At 67.0% G+C, this 17,247-nt stretch carries 16 protein-coding genes; 8 read left to right on the top strand and 8 right to left on the bottom strand.

Going from position 1 to position 17,247, the window contains the following annotated elements; genetic code table 11:
- Window positions 1-62: 62 nt before the first annotated feature.
- From gpmA to OPU66_RS05220, 3 genes are all read right to left on the bottom strand, one after another.
- The gene (gpmA, locus tag OPU66_RS05210; RefSeq protein WP_498552593.1) at window positions 63-749 is read right to left on the bottom strand and encodes a 2,3-diphosphoglycerate-dependent phosphoglycerate mutase; all 687 of its coding nucleotides are present in this window, start codon (window positions 747-749) and stop codon (window positions 63-65) included.
- A gap of 98 nt (window positions 750-847) precedes the next feature.
- Window positions 848-1,966, bottom strand: a complete 1,119-nt coding sequence (locus OPU66_RS05215) for a M14 family metallopeptidase (protein WP_498552550.1) — start codon at window positions 1,964-1,966, stop codon at window positions 848-850.
- The gene (locus OPU66_RS05220) at window positions 1,963-2,544 is read right to left on the bottom strand and encodes a DUF4136 domain-containing protein (protein ID WP_498552551.1); all 582 of its coding nucleotides are present in this window, start codon (window positions 2,542-2,544) and stop codon (window positions 1,963-1,965) included. Before OPU66_RS05220 ends, OPU66_RS05215 begins: the two co-directional genes overlap by 4 nt.
- Window positions 2,545-2,780: 236 nt before the next feature.
- On the opposite strand from OPU66_RS05220, the gene ykgO reads away from it, so the two are divergent.
- Window positions 2,781-2,906, top strand: a complete 126-nt coding sequence (gene ykgO / locus OPU66_RS05225; protein WP_003046794.1) for a type B 50S ribosomal protein L36 — start codon at window positions 2,781-2,783, stop codon at window positions 2,904-2,906.
- A gap of 6 nt (window positions 2,907-2,912) precedes the next feature.
- Window positions 2,913-3,521, top strand: coding sequence for an HAD family hydrolase (locus tag OPU66_RS05230; protein WP_498552552.1), 609 nt, complete (start codon window positions 2,913-2,915; stop codon window positions 3,519-3,521).
- A gap of 122 nt (window positions 3,522-3,643) precedes the next feature.
- Here OPU66_RS05230 and queG read toward each other — a convergent pair whose 3' ends face one another.
- Window positions 3,644-4,825 (bottom strand): tRNA epoxyqueuosine(34) reductase QueG, encoded by a 1,182-nt coding sequence (gene queG / locus OPU66_RS05235; protein WP_498552553.1) that lies wholly within the window; start codon window positions 4,823-4,825, stop codon window positions 3,644-3,646.
- A gap of 270 nt (window positions 4,826-5,095) precedes the next feature.
- Here queG and OPU66_RS05240 point away from each other — a divergent pair, with 270 nt between their 5' ends.
- A complete protein-coding gene (locus OPU66_RS05240) occupies window positions 5,096-8,413 on the top strand; it encodes a TonB-dependent receptor (protein WP_498552555.1) in 3,318 nt (1,105 codons plus the stop codon).
- A gap of 178 nt (window positions 8,414-8,591) precedes the next feature.
- On the opposite strand, the gene OPU66_RS05245 is transcribed toward OPU66_RS05240, so the two are convergent.
- Window positions 8,592-9,203: an HD domain-containing protein gene (locus OPU66_RS05245; protein ID WP_498552556.1), complete on the bottom strand. Its 612-nt coding sequence runs from the start codon at window positions 9,201-9,203 to the stop codon at window positions 8,592-8,594.
- Between the two features lie 133 nt (window positions 9,204-9,336).
- Here OPU66_RS05245 and OPU66_RS05250 point away from each other — a divergent pair, with 133 nt between their 5' ends.
- From OPU66_RS05250 to xth, 4 genes are read left to right on the top strand one after another with little or no spacing between them, the layout of a single operon-like run.
- Entirely contained in the window at window positions 9,337-10,434 is a 1,098-nt protein-coding gene (locus OPU66_RS05250) for a sensor histidine kinase (protein ID WP_498552557.1), read from the top strand.
- The gene (locus OPU66_RS05255) at window positions 10,431-11,231 is read left to right on the top strand and encodes a LytR/AlgR family response regulator transcription factor (protein ID WP_498552558.1); all 801 of its coding nucleotides are present in this window, start codon (window positions 10,431-10,433) and stop codon (window positions 11,229-11,231) included. The genes OPU66_RS05250 and OPU66_RS05255 overlap by 4 nt, the downstream gene beginning before the upstream one ends.
- 30 nt (window positions 11,232-11,261) lie before the next feature.
- The gene (locus OPU66_RS05260) at window positions 11,262-12,071 is read left to right on the top strand and encodes an isocitrate lyase/PEP mutase family protein (RefSeq protein ID WP_498552559.1); all 810 of its coding nucleotides are present in this window, start codon (window positions 11,262-11,264) and stop codon (window positions 12,069-12,071) included.
- Window positions 12,072-12,080: 9 nt separating this feature from the next.
- On the top strand, window positions 12,081-12,854 hold the full coding sequence (xth, locus tag OPU66_RS05265; protein ID WP_498552560.1) for an exodeoxyribonuclease III: 774 nt from the start codon (window positions 12,081-12,083) through the stop codon (window positions 12,852-12,854).
- A gap of 22 nt (window positions 12,855-12,876) precedes the next feature.
- Here xth and OPU66_RS05270 read toward each other — a convergent pair whose 3' ends face one another.
- Both OPU66_RS05270 and OPU66_RS05275 read right to left on the bottom strand, forming a co-directional pair.
- Window positions 12,877-13,983: a fatty acid desaturase family protein gene (locus OPU66_RS05270; RefSeq protein WP_498552594.1), complete on the bottom strand. Its 1,107-nt coding sequence runs from the start codon at window positions 13,981-13,983 to the stop codon at window positions 12,877-12,879.
- 190 nt (window positions 13,984-14,173) lie between these two features.
- Window positions 14,174-14,407, bottom strand: a complete 234-nt coding sequence (locus tag OPU66_RS05275; RefSeq protein WP_498552562.1) for a hypothetical protein — start codon at window positions 14,405-14,407, stop codon at window positions 14,174-14,176.
- Between the two features lie 368 nt (window positions 14,408-14,775).
- Here OPU66_RS05275 and OPU66_RS05280 point away from each other — a divergent pair, with 368 nt between their 5' ends.
- Entirely contained in the window at window positions 14,776-15,939 is a 1,164-nt protein-coding gene (locus tag OPU66_RS05280; protein ID WP_498552563.1) for an N-acetyltransferase, read from the top strand.
- A 27-nt stretch (window positions 15,940-15,966) separates the two neighbouring features.
- Here OPU66_RS05280 and OPU66_RS05285 read toward each other — a convergent pair whose 3' ends face one another.
- Window positions 15,967-17,241, bottom strand: a complete 1,275-nt coding sequence (locus OPU66_RS05285; RefSeq protein WP_498552564.1) for an OprO/OprP family phosphate-selective porin — start codon at window positions 17,239-17,241, stop codon at window positions 15,967-15,969.
- Window positions 17,242-17,247 lie beyond the last annotated feature (6 nt).

Raw genomic sequence — 17,247 nt, forward strand, 5'->3', positions numbered from 1 at the left:
AGACCGGCTTCTATCCACGCCCCCCGGCCATGGCAATCGCCGCCGGGGGGCGGGGGCGGGCGTCAGCGCTCGCTCAGATAATAGCGCTCGACTGGGCGCAGATCATTGTCCAGCCGGTAGACGATGGGCTGGCCGGTCGGGATTTCGAGGCCGGTGATGTCGGCATCCGAAATGCCCGACAGATGCTTGACCAGCGCGCGCAGCGAATTGCCATGCGCCGAAATCAGCACCCGGCGTCCGGCCGCCAGTTCGGGCACGATGCGCGCCTGCCAATAGGGCAGCACGCGGGCGATGGTGTCCTTCAGGCTTTCGGTCGCCGGAATGGCGATGCCGGCATAGCGGCGGTCGGCCGCCAGATCGAAGGCGCTGCCCGGCTCCAGCGGCGGCGGCGGGGTGTCGAAGCTGCGCCGCCAGATCTTGACCTGTTCGTCGCCGTGGCGCGCCGCCGTCTCGGCCTTGTCCAGCCCGGTCAGCCCGCCATAATGACGCTCGTTCAGCCGCCAGTCCTTTTCGACCGGCAGCCACAGCCGCCCCATCGCCTCGAGCGCGAGGTTGAGCGTCTTGATCGCGCGGGTTTGCAGGCTGGTGAAGCAGCAGTCGAAATCCAGCCCCTTGGCCGCCATCAGCTCGCCGGCGGCGCGCGCTTCCGCCACGCCGCGTTCGGTCAGGTCGACATCCCACCAGCCGGTGAAGCGGTTTTCCAGATTCCAGGCCGACTGGCCGTGGCGGATAAGGACAAGGGTTTTCAGATCGGCACTCGACATGACGGGTCGGGATCCTGTGTCGTGGGTCGGGTCGCGCCGCCCCTATCCGAGCGGCGCGGGCGGTGCAAACACACCAAAGCCGGTCAGACCTCGTCGATCATCTCGGCCAGCACCTCCAGACAGTCGGCGGCCAGCTTTTTGGCCCGGTCCGGCGACCAGCCGCATGCGGTGTCGGCATTGTCGGCATGGTCCTTGAACGGCATTTCCAGCGTCATCGCCAGCGCGCCATGCCGTTCGGCGACCTGATTGGTCGACATGGCCAGATTGGCCTTGCCCGGCGGGGCGGTGTCATAGCCCTTTTCGGTCTGGAAATCGGGGCTGCGCGCGGCGAGCAGCGTGCGGAACCGATGGTAACGCGCGCCCTGCGCCTCGGTCCAGGACGGGATGCCCTCGAACCCGGCGATGAAATTGGCCGGGATCGCCTCGTCGCCATGCACGTCGATGGCGACATCAACGCCGCTTGCGTCCATCGCCGCGCGCACGGCGAGCACTTCGGGGCTGCGCTCGGCGCTCGGCGCGTGCCATTCGCGGTTGAGGTTGATGCCCGCCGCGTTGGTGCGCAGATGGCCGCGAAAGCTGCCATCGGGGTTCATGTTCGGCACGATGTGGAATGTCGCCTGCGCGCGCAGGCGACGCGCGGTCGCGTCAGCGGGATCGGTCAGCTTTTCCAGCGCGCCTTCGGCCCACCATTCGGCCATCGTCTCGCCCGGATGCTGGCGCGCATAGAGCCAGACCTGCTTCGGCCCCTCGCCCAGCGTCAGCATGTCGAGCGGCCGGCCGTCGAGCGTCTGGCACAGCTCGCGCTGGGTGACGCCGGGGCGCGCGGCCATGCGCGCGACCAAATCATAATGCCGCTCCAGCGAATAGGGGGCGAAATAGGCGACCCACAGCGCATTGCCCGCCGGGCGGACGCGGATGGTGAGCACCCCGTCCTGATAATCGGTGTCGGCCAGCCGCCAGCTTTCGCGATCCTCCGACACCCGCGCGCGATAGCCCGGCCAGCCGAGCGGATAGGCCGCCCCGGCCGCGTTCAGGATACGCAGGGTCAGCGTCCGCCCCGCCGCATTGCCGATGCGGAAATGGAACCATTGGTAGAAATCCGACGCATGGTCGGTTTCGATTTCGAGATCGGCCTCATTGCCCTGAATGGCGAGGACGCGGATGTTGCCGCTGTCGAAGCGGCTGGAAATGCTGAAGCTCATGGGACGGTGATAGTCTTCCCCGATTCGCCCGGAAAGCCCCCGAACAGCGCCCCTGCCAGCCGCGCCGCGCCCAGGCCGGGCTGGGCGGCGGGGGCCTGTTCGCGCGCTTCCATCCGCGCCCGGCCTTCCCACATCACCGTGCCGTCGGCGCGGCGCTTGAGCTGGACCGCCAGCTGGGTGGCGGTGATCGCGCCGCGCTTGCCGCCGCCCAGCGCGATCGTCAGCCCGCCGCCAAAGCCGCCGCCCATGCCGCCCGTGCCCCCGCCCAGCCCGACCGTGACCGGCGAGGGCTTGGGCGGGGCTGCGCGCGTGCCGCGTTCAAGGCTGACGACCGCGACATAGAGCGCGCCGGCCACGCTTTCGGCCGGCACATAGCCGATCTGGCGCAGTTCGTCGGTGACCGCGGCGGCATAGGCACCATATTCAAGGCCGGTGCCGTCGGTGCCGGGCGCGGGTTCGACAAAGATGGTGCCGCGCTCGATCGCGCGGTCGAGATGGAAGCGGGTGACGTTGACCGGCGGCACCGCCGTCGCGCAGCCAGCGAGCGTCGGCGCGGTGGCGATCAGCGCTGCGGCCATTGCCCAAGCGCGGCCGGGGCGGCCGGGGGCGGGGATCGTCGGGCAATCGGGCATAAGCGGACCTCGGCGGCTCTGGGGGCGGCTCCGGGCCGGCATGATCGCCGGCCGCCGGGCGATGCTAGCCGCTTAACAGGAGCGTTGAAAGCGCCGGCCAGCCTTGACGCCTGCCAGTGGCTCGACTAGGCGGGCGCGTCCATTTTTCAGCCATTTCACAAGATTCGAGCAAGATTCGCGCCATGAAAATCCGTAACTCCCTGAAGTCCCTCAAGGACCGTCATCGCGACAACCGCGTGATCCGTCGTCGCGGCCGCACCTATGTGATCAACAAGACCAATCGCCGGTTCAAGGCCCGCCAGGGCTGATCCGCTATGGCGGTGTCTGCCGTCGTCTTCGACGTCGGCAATGTCCTGTTTTCATGGGACCCGCGGTTTCTTTACGAGCGCCTGATCAGCGATGATCAGGCGCTTGCCGCGTTTCTGCGCGATGTCGTCACCCATGACTGGCATTTCCAGCACGATGCCGGCCGCCCGTTCGCCGAGACGCGGGCGGAGCTGAGCGCGCGCTTTCCCGAGCATGCCGATCTGATCGCGCTCTGGGGTCCGCGCTTCAACGACAGTGTCGGGCCGATGATTCCCGGCATGGCCGATCTGCTCGCCGCGCTCGATGCGCGCGGTGTGCCGCTGTTTGCGATCACCAATTTCTCCGACGAATTCTGGCCGCCCTTCCGCGCCGCGCACCCGGCTGTGTTCGACCGGTTTCGCGACATTGTCGTGTCCGGCACCGAAAAGCTGGTGAAGCCCGATCCGGCGATCTACCGGCTGGCGCTCGACCGGTTCGGCATCGCTGCCGATGCGGCGATCTTCATCGATGACCGGGCGGAGAATATCGCCGGGGCCGAATCGGTCGGGCTGCGCGGCCATCTGTTCCGCGACGCGCCGACGCTGGCGCGCGAGCTGACCGCGCTCGGGCTGCTTTAACCCTCCGATTTGTCGCATTTTCCGCGCCGCCGGGCGGAACCGCCCGGCTCGAAAATGCTCTGAGCTTTTGCTTTGTCGCATTTTCCGAGTCGCCGGGCGGAACTGCCCGGCTCGAAAATGCTTTAGCGCGTCACGCCGGCCGGCTCGGGCGTCAGCGCCGCCGCCCATTCGGCGCGGACATCGGGATCGGTTTCCGTCGCCTCCCGCGTCTCTGCCAGCCGCGTCAGCCGGGCCGGATCGATCCGCGTCAGCGCCCAGATCGCCGCGCCGCGCACCAGCGGCGCAGGATCATCGACCAGCGCGGCGACCGCATCGCCCAATACCGGATCGCCGCCATTGCCCGCCGCGATCAGGCAATTGCGCATCATCCGGTCGCGGCCGATGCGCTTGATCGGCGAGCCGGCGAACACCTGACGGAAGCCGGCATCGTCGAGCGCGAGCAGATCGGCGAGCGCGGGGGCGATCAGTTCGGCGCGCGGGTGAAACGCCAGGTTCGCCGCCGCCGCGCGGGCGAATTTGTTCCACGGGCAGACGGCCAGGCAATCGTCGCAGCCATAGATGCGGTTGCCGATCCCTGCGCGCAGCGCCGCCGGGATCGGCCCCTTATGCTCGATCGTCAGATATGAAACGCAGCGCCGCGCATCGAGCCGGTAGGGGGAGGGAAAGGCATTGGTCGGGCAGGCGCGCTGGCAGGCGTCACAGCTGCCGCAGCGGTCACGGCCGGGCGCGTCGGCGGCCAGATCGAGCGTCGTGAAGATCATGCCGAGGAACAGCCAGCTGCCGTCGCTGCGGCTGACCAGATTGGTGTGTTTGCCCTGCCAGCCCAGCCCGGCGGCTTCGGCCAGCGGCTTTTCCATCACCGGCGCGGTATCAACGAACACCTTCACATCGCCGCCCGCGCGCCCGACCAGCCAGCGCGCCAGCTCCTTCAGCTTGCGTTTGACGACATCATGATAGTCGCCGCCCTGCGCATAGACCGAGATGCGCCCGACCGCCGCTTCATCGCCGAGCGCCAGCGGATCGAGCGCGGGCGCATAGCTGAGCCCGAGCGCGATCACCGAGCGCACCTCGGGCCACAGCCCGGCCGGAGAGGCGCGCTGATCGGCGCGGCTTTCCATCCAGATCATGTCGCCATGCGCGCCCTCGGCCAGCCAGCGGCGCAGCCTTTCGCCGGCACGGGGCGCTGCGCCTGCCGGCGCGATGCCGCAGGCGGCAAAGCCAAGCGCCTGCGCCTCGGCCTTCAGCGCGGCTTCGACACCATCGTGCGGCGGTGCGCTGGGCGGGGAGGAGGGCGTTCCTGACATCCGGGGCATGGCGGGCGGCGTTTCTCGGGGCGCGGTGGCGATGTGGTCGCGCGGCGTATCCCGCCGCTGCAGCGATGCCGTGCAGCATAGCGCGCCCCGCCCGGCACGGCGAGGCGCGGGCCGTGTCATTTCTGCAACGCACAATCACTTCATTTTGCGGGCGCAAATCGAATCGCGCCCTTGTCATGGATTCGCAATATACCCGGCCCAATGGGCCTGCGACCGTGCGCCGGGTTAACAAGGCGTGAAGGCCCAGAACAGGGGAAAGCAATGAGGAATCGTCTTTTTATCGGCGCGGCCGTTGCTGCGCTCATCGCACCTGCGGCCGTCCAGGCGCAGGAAATCACCTCGGTGATTCGCGGCACCGTGACCAATGGCGGCGTTCCCGTCGCCGGCGCGACCGTGACCGCCGTCCATATTCCCTCGGGCACGCGCTCGACGGCCACGACCGACGCCAATGGTTCGTTCAACCTGTCCGGCCTGCGCGCCGGCGGCCCGTTCACCGTCTCGGTGAATGACAATCAGGCGCAGATCACCGACATCAACACCGTCCTCGGCACGCCTTATGATCTGCCGATCGAACTGGCCGATTTCTCGCAGGACATCGTCGTCACCGCCGCGGCCGTCGTGAAGGCGGGCAACATCTCGCAGGGTCCGGCCACGCTGCTGACCGCGCAGCAGATTTCGACCATCGCGACGATCAACCGCGACGTGCGCGACCTGTCGCGCCGCGATCCGTTCGCGCGCCTGTCCGACTCGCCGGGCGGTGGCCGCGCCGTGTCGTTCGCCGGCCAGAACCCGCGCTTCAACCGCTTCACCGTCGACGGTGTGCCGGTCACCGACAACTTCGGTCTGAACCCGGACGGCCTGCCCACCCGCCGTTCGCCGATTCCGCTCGATGCCATCGGCCAGTACCAGACCCGCGTTGCGCCGTTCGACGTCCGCGAAGGCAATTTCCAGGGCGGCGTCGTCAACGTCGTGCTCAAGTCGGGCACCAACGAGTTCCACGGCACCGGCTTCTACGCCTACACCGCCGACGAGCTGCAGGGGAACCGCACCCGCGACCTGCGCGTCAACCTGCCGAACTTCCGTAACACCAATTATGGTGCGCAGCTGTCCGGCCCGATCATCAAGGACAAGCTGTTCTTCATGGTCGCGGGCGAGAGCATCCGCGACAATTCGCCGATCGCCGAAGGCCCGCTGGACAATAATGCCGGCAACCCGATCCCGAACCTGACCCAGGCAATCGTCGATCAGGTGTCGTCAATCGCCCGCTCGCGCTACAATTACACGACCGGCGGCGTGGTGAACAACCAGCGCGACCGCGATGACCGCCTTGTCGCCAAGATCGACGCCAACCTGTCGGACACGCAGCGCGCGGCGATCACCTATGCCTACACCAAGGACTCGATCGTCTTTGCGCAGAATCTGAGCCAGACGACCAACGCGCCGAGCCTGGGCCTCGAATCGAACGCCTATACCCAGTCGCAGGAACTGCACACCGCGGTTTTCAACCTGAACTCCGACTGGTCGGATAACTTCTCGACCGAGTTCCGCGCCTTCTACAAGGACTATGTCCGCGGTCAGGATCCGCTGCTGGGCCGCAACTTCGCGCAGTTCCAGGTCTGCACCGCGCCGACCTCGGACCGTGTGCTCGCCGGCGGTGTCATCAATCCTGATGCCGGCGCGTCGATCACCTGCGCGGCCGGCGTGCCGACCGTCGCTTTCGGCCCGGACATTTCGCGCCAGTCGAACAGCCTGACCTCGCAGAGCTGGGGCGGCCTGTTCCAGGCGCGTCTGCAGGCGGGCGATCATGATCTGCGCCTGTTCGCCGAATATCAGGACGCCAAGATCTTCAACCTGTTCCTGCAGCGCACGCTCGGCGACTATTATTTCGACTCGCTGGCCGATTTCCAGGCGGGCAACGCCCAGCGCCTGCGCTACCAGAACGCGGTTCCGTCGCTGAACCCGGACGACGCGGCGGCGCGGTTCAAATATCAGTCGCTGACCTTCGGCCTGCAGGACAACTGGCGCGTCACCGACACGCTCAATGTCTCGCTCGGCGCCCGGTTCGACCTGTATGGCGGCTCGTCGCGCCCGGCGCTCAACCAGGACTTCCTGGCGCGTTACGGCTTCACCAACCAGGCGTTCCTGGGCGGCCGCAGCCTGTTCCAGCCGCGCTTCGGCTTTGACTGGAAGCCGGCCGACCGGTTCAGCCTGCGTGGTGGCGTCGGCATCTTCGGCGGCGGTGCGCCCGACGTCTATGTGTCGAACAGCTTCTCGAACACCGGTTTCCTGTCGAACGCGATCGACATCCGCGTGAACAACAACGGCACGTTCAACGTGCCGGGCCTGACCGGCGCAGCGGCAACGGCGGTCGGCACCGCGGGTCTGGTCAATGTGAACGGCGCGGCCATTCCGGGGGCGATCAACGGCTATCTGTCGGGCCGTTCGGCCGGCGCGCTGGCGCCGACCAATGCGCTCGATCCCGATTTCGATGTGCCGTCGCAGTGGCGTGCAACGATGTCGGCCGATTACCAGGCCGATCTCGGCCCGCTCGGCGATGGCTGGAACTTCGGGGCGGACCTGTTCTTCTCCAAGGTCCGCAATCAGGTGCTGTTCCAGGACATTCGTTCGATCCCGAACGGCCTGACCACGCCTGACGGCCGTCCGCGCTACAGCGCGCTGACCAGCTTTGCCGACACCAACTTCGACATCCTGCTGACCAACACCTCGCGCGGTCGCAGCTATGTCGGCGTCGTGCGGTTCGACAAGACGTTCAAGTTCGGCCTCAACATCTTCGGCAGCTACACCTATCAGGATGTGAAGGATCAGGCCCCGGCGACGTCGTCGGTCGCGCTCTCCAACTATTCGAACGGTGCCTATGTCGATCCGAACCGGGTCGCCTATGGCACGGCGAACGATGAAGTCCGCCACTTCTTCAAGTACGGCTTCAACTTCGACCGGGCGTTCTTCGGCGACTACAAGACCCGAATCAACCTGTTCGCCGAAACGCGCACCGGCCGTCCGTTCAGCTACACCTTCCAGAATCAGGGTGCGCGCTCGAGCGTGTTCGGCACGATCGGCGGCAATAGCCGTTACCTGCTCTATGTGCCGACCGTGAACGATCCGCTGGTCAGCTATGACAGCGCGGCAACGCAGGCGGCGTTCAACGCGTTCATCGACTCCTCGAAGCTCAACCGCTTCCGGGGCCGGATCGCGCCGCGCAACGCCTTCCGCTCGCGGTCGTTCACCAAGATCGACCTGCACGTCGAACAGGAAATCCCGGCGTTCTTCGGCGATGCGCGCTTCACCGTGTTCGCCGACATCGAAAATCTGGGCAACCTGATCAACCGCAACTGGGGCCAGGTGCAGGAGTTTGCGTTCCCGCAGACGATCGCCCTGCTGCAGGTGCAGTGCCTCCAGGCACCGGTCGCGACCGGCACCGCCCCGGGCACTGCCGCGACGACCACCAGCACCCAGGCCTGCGCGCAGTATCGTTATTCGAACTACCGCGCCCAGAACCCGGTGGTGTTCAGCCGCCAGTCGCTCTACGCGATCCGCGTCGGCGCGCGTTTCACCTTCTGATCCGCGCCTGACCGCCAAGAAAAAGGCCGCCGCCCGGACCCTCCGGGCGGCGGCTTTTTTATTCGCCGGTCGTGGCGGGCAATGGGCGGTTCAGTCCTTGATCAGCGCGCTGCGCTTAGAGCATTTTCAAGCCGGGTTGAGTCACCCGGCGACTCGGAAAATGCGGCAAATCAAAGAGCTAGAAGGGCCGATCCGATACAATCGGATTGGCCCTTCTAGGCCGCGCCATCACACGGCGGACCATCGGTTCGAAAAAGGACAGCGGCGCGGTGTCATAGGCCGGGTCGAACGCCGCCTGATCATATTTCTCGCAGAACTCCGCACAGGCCTCGAAATGCGGATGGCCGCGAAACTGTTCGCGCTGGTCGCGGTCCAGCCCCAGATGGTGGAAATAATAATAGCCCTGGAACACGCCGTGATTGGCGGTGATCCAGTGATTCCGCTCCGACACGAACGGCTTCAGGATCGCGGCGGCGACATCGGGATGGTTGAACGACCCCAGCGTGTCGCCGACATCGTGGAGCAGCGCCATCACCACATATTCCTCGTCGCGCCCGTCGCGGTGGGCGCGGGTCGCGGTCTGCAGCGAATGCTGGAGCCGGTCGATCGGAAAGCCGCCATAATCGCCGTCGAGCAGCCGCAGATGGTCGAGCACCCGGTCGGCGACCTTGCCGGCAAAGGCCATGAAATGGCTGGAAATGATCTGCCAGTCCTCCGCCGTCCCCTCGGTCATGGCGGTAAAGCCGGCGCGGTGCTGATCGCTGGCGGCGATGTGGGTGTCGGTGGCCATGTCTCTCTCCTTGCCCGTCCGGTCCCATGGGCCGGCTGTGTGCAGGGGGTGAGGCTAAACCCGCGCACCCGATCGGGGAAGGGGGCGACTTACCGGTTCAACCGCCGCCGGATTTCGGCTAGACCAATGGGCGATGCCGACACTGGGGCTGACCGCCACACCGTTTTTCGAGGACAAGAACCGGGCGTTCTGGAACCTCCAGACCGCCGGCTGGGCCGGCTATTTCCTGCTGCGCACGCTGTCGGGCTTTGCCAACGGGCTGACGCTTGCGTTTCTGGTGCCGGTCGCGGTGTCGACCGCCACCGGCTATTCGCTGACGCTGATGCTGGGCGCGCTCTATCGCGGGCTGATGGACCGTGCGCCGGTCGTCACCTGGACCGGCTCGATCGTCGGCATGACGGTGGCGGCGGCGTTTTATTCGCTGATCGATGCCTGGATCTTCAACACCATCCAGCGGCCGGGCGAGGCGTTCCAGATCCGCCTGTTCCTCGGCACCATGTTCCTCGATTTCGTGGTCATCGCCGCCTGGTCGGCGCTGTATTTCGCGATCAATTACTTCCTCGTGGTCGAGGAACAGGCCGACCGGCTGAAAGCGCTGGAAAGCCAGGCGTCCTCGGCGCAGCTGGCGATGCTGCGCTATCAGCTCAACCCGCATTTCCTGTTCAACACGCTGAACTCGATCTCGACGCTCGTGCTGCTGAAGCAGACCGACCGGGCCAATGCGATGCTGTCGCGCCTGTCCTCGTTCCTGCGCTACACACTGGTCAACGAGCCGCTGGGCCAGGTGACGGTCGAGCAGGAGGTCGAGACGCTCAAACTCTATCTCGATATCGAGAAGATGCGCTTCGAAAGCCGGCTGCGCACGGCGTTTGAGATCGACCCCGTGGTGCTGCGCGCGCGGCTGCCGTCGCTGCTGCTGCAACCTTTGGTCGAGAATGCGATTAAATATGCGGTGACACCGCAGGAGGAAGGTGCCGACATCACGGTCAGCGCCCGGCTGGTCGTCGACCGGGTGCGCATCCTGGTCGCCGATACCGGGCCGGGGCCGGGGGCGGCGCGGCCGGCCTGCACCATGTCGACCGGCGTCGGTCTGGCGAATATTCGCGACAGGCTGGCGCAGGCCTATGGCCAGGACCATGATTTCGACGCGAGAGCGGGGGCGGAAGGCGGATTCGAGGTGTTGATCGAGATTCCGTTTCAGACCGAGGACCAACCAAGGGAAGCCGCATGACCATCAGAACCATCCTCGTCGATGATGAGCCGCTGGCCATTCAGGGCCTGCAACTAAGGCTCCAGGCGCATGAGGATGTCGAGATTGTCGACACCTGCTCCAACGGCCGCGAGGCGATCCGCTCGATCAAGACCAACAAGCCCGATCTGGTGTTTCTCGACATCCAGATGCCGGGATTCGACGGCTTTTCGGTCGTGCAGGGGCTGATGGAGGTCGAACCGCCGCTGGTCGTGTTCGTCACCGCCTATTCCGATCACGCGATCCGCGCGTTCGAGGCGCAGGCGGTCGATTATCTGATGAAGCCGGTCGAGGAAGACCGGCTGGCGACCACGCTCGACCGGGTGCGCCAGCGCCTGTCGGAAAAACGCGGCGCGGAGGAGGTCGACCGGCTGCGCGAGGTGCTGGCCGAAGTCGCGCCGGAAGCGGCCGCGGAGATGGGCGAGGGCGGCGACGCGCCCGCCGCCAGCCGGTTTGAAAAGATGATCAACATCAAGGATCGCGGCCAGATTTTCCGCGTCGATGTCGACACGATCGAGCGCATCGATGCCGCCGGCGATTATATGTGCATCTATACCGCCGACAACACGCTGATCCTGCGCGAGACGATGAAGGATCTGGAAAAGCGGCTCGACCCGCGCCGCTTCCAGCGCGTCCACCGCTCGACCATCGTCAATCTCGATCTGGTGCGTCAGGTGAAGCCGCACACCAATGGCGAATGTTTCCTCGTCCTTGGCTCGGGCGCGCAGGTCAAGGTCAGCCGCAGCTACCGCGACGTCGTCGCGCGCTTCGTGCATTGACCGGCAGGCCGGTCGTGCTGCTGATGGCGCATGGCTGAGGCCACCCGCCAAATCTCCCGCGCACAGGCGTTCGCACGGCTGCATGTGCCGGGCGCGCCGCTCACCCTGTTCAATGTCTGGGATGCCGGGTCGGCCCGCGCGGTCGCCGAGGCCGGGGCGGCGGCGATTGCCACCGGCAGCTGGTCGGTCGCCGCCGCGCACGGCTTTGCCGATGGCGAGGCGCTGCCCGTTGATCTCGCCATCGCCAATGCGGCGCGGATCGCGGCGGCGGTCGACCTGCCGGTCACGATCGATTTCGAGGCCGGCTATGCCGCCGATCCGGCCCGGCTCGCCGATCACATGGCGCTGCTGCTCGCCGCCGGGGCGGTCGGCTGCAATCTGGAAGACCGGGTGATCGGCGGCACCTGCCTGTATCCGCTGCCGCTTCAGGCGCGGCGGATCGAGGCGATGCGCCGCGCCGCCGAACGCGCGGGGATTCCCGCCTTCATCAATGCGCGCACCGACCTGTTTCTGGAGGCGCGCGCCGAGGATCATGATGCGGCATTGCTCGATCTGGCGGTGGAGCGCGGCCGCGCCTTTGCCGATGCCGGGGCGAGCGGGCTGTTCGTTCCCGGTCTTGCCGATGAACGGCTGATCGCGCGGCTGTGCGCGGCCAGCCCGTTGCCGGTCAATGTGATGCAGCGCCCCGGCGTGCCGCCGCCCGCGCGGCTCGCGAGACTCGGCGTCGCGCGGATCAGCCATGGTCCCGGGCCATATCGGCTGGCGATGCGCGCGCTGGCCGATGCCGCGCGCGCCGCGCTGCTGCCGGCGGATGGTTGCGCGCCGCCGCAGATCGGCTAGTCCGGGGCGATGCGGATCGCCACCTACAACGTCAACGGGATCAAGGCCCGGCTGCCCCGGCTGCTCGAATGGCTGGAGGAGCAGCGGCCCGACATCGCCTGCCTGCAAGAGCTCAAGTCGAGCGACGAGACCTTTCCCGAGGCGGAGATCCGCGCCGCCGGCTATGGCGCGGTGTGGCACGGGCAAAAGGGGTTTAACGGCGTCGCCGTGCTCGCGCGCGGGCGCGATCCGGTCGAGCGGCGGCGCGGCTTGCCCGGCGATCCCGACGATAGCCATAGCCGCTATCTGGAGGCGGAGGTGGACGGGCTGGTCGTCGCGTCAATCTATCTGCCCAATGGCAATCCGGTGCCGGGGCCGAAGTTCGATTACAAGCTCGCCTGGATGGACCGGCTGATCGACCATGGCCGGACGCTGCTGGCCGAAGAGGTGCCGGTGGTGCTGGCGGGCGATTACAACGTCATCCCGACCGATGCCGATGTCTATTCGCCGGCCGCCATGGCCGAAGATGCGCTGATGCAGCCGGCCAGCCGCGCGGCGCTCCGGCGGCTGGTGCATCAGGGCTGGACCGACGCGCTGCGCGCCCGCCATCCGGTCGGGCCGCTCTGGACCTTCTGGGACTATCAGGCCGGGGCCTGGGCGCGCGACGCCGGTTTCCGGATCGATCATCTGCTGCTCAGCCCGCAGGCGGCCGACCGGCTGGCCGATGCCGGCGTCGACCGCGCCTATCGCGGCCGCGAAAAGGCGAGCGACCATGCCCCGGTCTGGGCGGTGATCGCCGACTGAGCTGCCGGCCTCTGGCGTGTTTTTAGCGCCGCGAGGCGGCGGCGCTGCGCACCAGCCGGGCGACCAGACCGGTCAGCCCCGGATGATTGCCGCGCTGATAGGTCGAGTCAGGTCCGAGCGCCGCTACCAGCCGGCGATGCGCCTCGCCCAGCGCATGGTAAGGCAGACTGGGCAGCAGATGATGGAGCGCGTGATAGCGCAGCCCCACCGGTGCCCACAGCGCCGGCAGCAGCGCCGGGGGCGGCACATTGACGCTGTCGAGATACTGGGCGGTCACCGTCATCGGCGTCCCGTCATTTTCCCACAGATGCGCGACCAGTGTGCGCACCTGATTGATGACGGCAACCGCCGCCGCGATGGCAAGGAAGATCAGGAAGGCGCGCAGCGGCACCACCCCGCTTGCGACCAGCGAGATGAGGCCGATCGCCCAGATGCTGGTGACGATTTCCTGCCGCCGCCAGCGCCGCGCCGCCTCGCCCTCGGGCGCACGGCGGCGGAAATCGGGGTTGATGACCAGCCCCGAATAGCGCGCGATCACCACCGCGCGCAGCTTGGGCGACAGCCACGACAAGGGCGTCAGCAGCGCATGGCGGATCAGTAGGCCGATCGGGGCAAGGGCCGAAATCAGCACGAAGCCGAGCGTCGCCCAGGGCGTCATCCGCGCCAGCGGCAGATATTCGGGATCCTCCACCGTGCCATAACGCGTCTTGGCATGGTGCAGATTGTGCACGCCTTCATACATGAACGACGGCACCATCAGCGGCACGCCGATCACCGCGTTCCAGCCCAGCCGGAACCCCGGCAGGCTGCTGTGCTTCATGTGCGTCAGCTCATGGGTGAAGCTTTCGGCGCGGTAGAGCGCGAGCACCGACACCATCGCCGCGATCAGCGCCAGCCCGAGCGACGGGGCGAGGATCGCCGCCGCCAGCCCGGCATAGCCGAGCGCGGCCGAGGCGAGCAAATCGGTCCAGTAGATGGCGGGGCTGGCGACATGCAGGTCGCGCGCAATCTCCGCCGCCGCGCGCAGCAGCCGGGCATCGTCGCCCGTGCGACGGGCAGAGTCTTCCGGCGCAGGCGCACGGGCGGCCGCACGGTCGGCGCGGGCATCAAGGGCAAGGCTGGCAGTCATAGGTGTCATCTCATCGGCACAGATAATGGCCGCACCATGGCAGCGAAAGGGCGGCCCCGGCTTTGCGCACGATCAAGCGGCGCTTTCGCTTCCCATCCCAAAAGCCCGCACGCCATACTGATCGCGTGGGCCTCTTGATAAGCCACAGCCCGCACCGGAGGGTGCGGGCTGTTTGGAGAGTGCCGGTCAGCTACTGGGTGCGATCGTCATCATCATCAACCAGGAAGCAAAACGCTTTCAGGCCATAAGAGCTGGCATAAATGCGCTTGCCACCACGGGTGACATACGGCGAACACACCAGTTTCTTCCCGGAAGGGATCGAACTGGAGGCCATACGGACCTTCGTGTTGGCGGCCCACGTTCTTGCTTCCTTTACCGATCCCGCGTATCTCAGCAGGCGCTTGCTCGGTTTTGGATAGCTCACCCTTTTCAGGGGCCGCTTCTGATCCAGGCTTCAACGAAGGGGTCGGGCTGGCACTCGGCCCCTTTTCGTATGACGCGCGACTATTTTGCTAAGCCCCCTCGGACGCTCGATGTCGTTCTTGAGGCTTGGGAATAAACAAGTCGTTTGTCACGGCGTTCTATATACGTTTCGATCTTCGTCCCGGCGAGATGTTAATTGCGCGCTTAAACATGCGGCTCGTCGCTGGTGAGTTTCGTTTCATCGTAACAACGCCAGAACTGTTTATTGGTCCCACCCCCGCCGCCAATGGCCGACACGGATGCCACTGCATTGCCCGACGTCCGGGCGCTGCTCGACTTGGGCAGCCGGGCGCGGCTATGGGATGCGCCATGAACGACCAGATTTCGATCCTGCCGGTTTCGACCGCCAAGGGGCGGCGCGATTTCGTTGCCTATGCCCGCACCCGCTATGCTGCCGACCCGCAATGGGTCGCGCCGCTGGCCGGCGAGGCGGTGGGCATGCTCACCCCGGGCAAGAATGCCTGGTTCACCCATGGCACTGCGCAGCTGTTCCTGGCGATGAGGGGCGGGCGCATCGTCGGGCGCATCGCCGCGCATATCGACCATCTGGCGCTCACCCAGCCGGCCGAGCAGGGCTTTGGCCCCGGCACCGGATTCTTCGGCCATTTCGATGCCGATGATCAGGCGATCGGCAACGCGCTGCTCGACCGCGCCGAACAATGGCTGATCGAACAGGGCATGACCCGGATGGTCGGCCCGGTCAGCCTGTCGGTCTGGGAAGAACCGGGGCTGCTGATCGAGGGGCATGACCATCCGCCCACCGTGATGATGGGGCATCATGATGCGGCCTATCAGCAGTGGATCGAGGCGCGCGGCTATACCGGCGTCAAGGATCTGCTGACCTATGATCTGGACATCACCCACGGCTTTCCGCCGCTTGTCCAGCGCATCATCGCAGCGGGCGAGAAAAATGCCCGCATCCATGTCCGCCGGGTCAACAAACGCCGGTTCGAGGCTGAGGCGGCGATCATCCTTGGCATTCTGAACGATGCCTGGTCGGACAATTGGGGGTTCGTGCCGCTGACCGATGCCGAAGTCGCCGAGGTCGGCCGCAAGCTCAAGCCGTTGGTATTCGAAGACCTGATCTACATCGCCGAGGTCGAGGGCGAGCCGGTGGCGTTCATGATCACCCTGCCCGATCTGAACGAGGTGCTGAAGCCGCTGCGCGGTGCGCTGCTGCCCTTCGGCTGGGCGCGGCTGCTGCTGTGGCTGCGCCGCCCGCGCGCGCGCACGATGCGGGTGCCGCTGATGGGCGTGGTCAAGCGGTTGCAGGCATCGCGGCTGGCCAGCCAGCTGGCCTTCATGATGATCGAATATTCGCGGCGCGAGGCCATCGCCCATTATGGCGCGAGCCGGGGCGAGATCGGCTGGGTGCTCGAGGACAATCAGGGCATGAACGCGATTGCCGATGCGATCGAAAGCCGCATCAACAAGCGCTACCGCATCTACGCGACGCCGTTGCCGCGCGCCTGATCTGCCGGGTGCCGGCGGGCCGGCGCGTCAGAAATCCCAGGCGGTTCTGAGCGCCATCACGTCAAAGCCGAAGCCCGGCCGGTCGGGCCGGGCGAGCGGGCCGCCATCGATCCGCCCGCGCGCATATTGGAACGTGAAGCGCAGATGGTCGGTCGGCTGCCAGACCAGCGCGGCGATATGGCCCTGTTGCCGCCCGCCCGCGATCCGCGCCGTGCCCGCGGCATCGTTCAGGTCGAGCAGGTCATAGCGCAGATTGATCGCCAGCCCGCCAATGCCGCCGCGCCCGAGCGGGCGGCGCGGCCGGGTGCGCGCCCACAGCCCGTCGCGATAGCCGCGGCTCTCCCCGGTCAGCGCCCAGCCGATTTCGACGATCATCCCGCCAAAGCCGGGATCGAAGCCGGGCCGCCGCGCGCCGGGGGCAAGGCCGGCGGGCGCGCCGCTGCCGACCGTGTCGAGGCGGAGCCGCTGGCCCTCGGCGATCAGGTGGAACGGACCGGCAATGGCGATGAACTCGGCCCCCAGGGTCAGGTCGCTTACCGCCGCCAGCCGCCCGGTGCCGAGCAGCCTGGTGTCGATGATGCCGGCAAAGGGCCGCGCGCCGAGCGTATAGGCGGTGCCGCCGTCGCGGTAGCGCCGCCAGGCGGCATTCATCCCCAGATGCAGCTGCACCCCGTGCACGCGCGGGGCCCAGACCGTGCGGGTGGCGAGCGTCAGCGGCCGGACGCCGCCGCCTTCATTGACGGTGTCGGCGAACAGACCGGCCGAGACGCGCAGATCGGCCGCCGGCGGGATGATCGTCAGATAGGCCCCGCTGCGCCGGATATTGGCAAAGGCCTCGTTATAGGCCCCGCGCTCGATGGTGCTGGTGTAGCGCGAACTGGCGATCTGTTCATGGCCGTTGAGCGGCTCGATATGGCCGATGGTGAACTCGACCGGCGCGGTCTTTGACGCGCGGAAGGTCAGCGCGACATCGACCGCGCGCACCCGGTTGCCCGACAGCTCAAGCTCGCCCTTGTAGGTCAGGCCCGCCGGCCCGTCGCCTTCGATGCCCAGCCGCAGCCGCCGGGTCTGAACCGCGATGCCCTGCGGCACGGTGCCCGCCGGCAGCCCGCCGGGTGCGGAGATCGCCGCGACATCGTGATTGATGCGCCCGCGCAGCTTCAGGCTCCAGTCGTCGCCGATCTGCCATTCGGGGGCGGCGCTGCGCCGGGGGGGCAATTCGGGGGGCGGACTGGAGATGGCCTGCGCCGCGAGCGGCACGGGCAGCGCCAGGCCGGTCACGGCAAGACAGAGAAGCCGCATCACCAT

It is taken from the genome of Sphingomonas sp. URJC2 (genome assembly GCF_059803575.1).

Excerpts from the sequence above, each read along its gene's own strand:
- OPU66_RS05280 (WP_498552563.1), top strand. The coding sequence starts at position 14,776 with ATGAACGACCAGATTTCGATCCTGCCGGTTTCGACCGCCAAGGGGCGG.
- OPU66_RS05230 (WP_498552552.1), top strand. The coding sequence starts at position 2,913 with ATGGCGGTGTCTGCCGTCGTCTTCGACGTCGGCAATGTCCTGTTTTCA.
- OPU66_RS05245 (WP_498552556.1), bottom strand. The coding sequence starts at position 9,203 with ATGGCCACCGACACCCACATCGCCGCCAGCGATCAGCACCGCGCCGGC.
- OPU66_RS05220 (WP_498552551.1), bottom strand. The coding sequence starts at position 2,544 with ATGGCCGCAGCGCTGATCGCCACCGCGCCGACGCTCGCTGGCTGCGCG.
- xth (WP_498552560.1), top strand. The coding sequence starts at position 12,081 with ATGCGGATCGCCACCTACAACGTCAACGGGATCAAGGCCCGGCTGCCC.
- OPU66_RS05250 (WP_498552557.1), top strand. The coding sequence starts at position 9,337 with ATGCCGACACTGGGGCTGACCGCCACACCGTTTTTCGAGGACAAGAAC.
- ykgO (WP_003046794.1), top strand. The coding sequence starts at position 2,781 with ATGAAAATCCGTAACTCCCTGAAGTCCCTCAAGGACCGTCATCGCGAC.
- OPU66_RS05270 (WP_498552594.1), bottom strand. The coding sequence starts at position 13,983 with ATGACTGCCAGCCTTGCCCTTGATGCCCGCGCCGACCGTGCGGCCGCC.
- OPU66_RS05260 (WP_498552559.1), top strand. The coding sequence starts at position 11,262 with ATGGCTGAGGCCACCCGCCAAATCTCCCGCGCACAGGCGTTCGCACGG.
- OPU66_RS05240 (WP_498552555.1), top strand. The coding sequence starts at position 5,096 with ATGAGGAATCGTCTTTTTATCGGCGCGGCCGTTGCTGCGCTCATCGCA.
- OPU66_RS05285 (WP_498552564.1), bottom strand. The coding sequence starts at position 17,241 with ATGCGGCTTCTCTGTCTTGCCGTGACCGGCCTGGCGCTGCCCGTGCCG.
- queG (WP_498552553.1), bottom strand. The coding sequence starts at position 4,825 with ATGTCAGGAACGCCCTCCTCCCCGCCCAGCGCACCGCCGCACGATGGT.
- OPU66_RS05255 (WP_498552558.1), top strand. The coding sequence starts at position 10,431 with ATGACCATCAGAACCATCCTCGTCGATGATGAGCCGCTGGCCATTCAG.
- OPU66_RS05215 (WP_498552550.1), bottom strand. The coding sequence starts at position 1,966 with ATGAGCTTCAGCATTTCCAGCCGCTTCGACAGCGGCAACATCCGCGTC.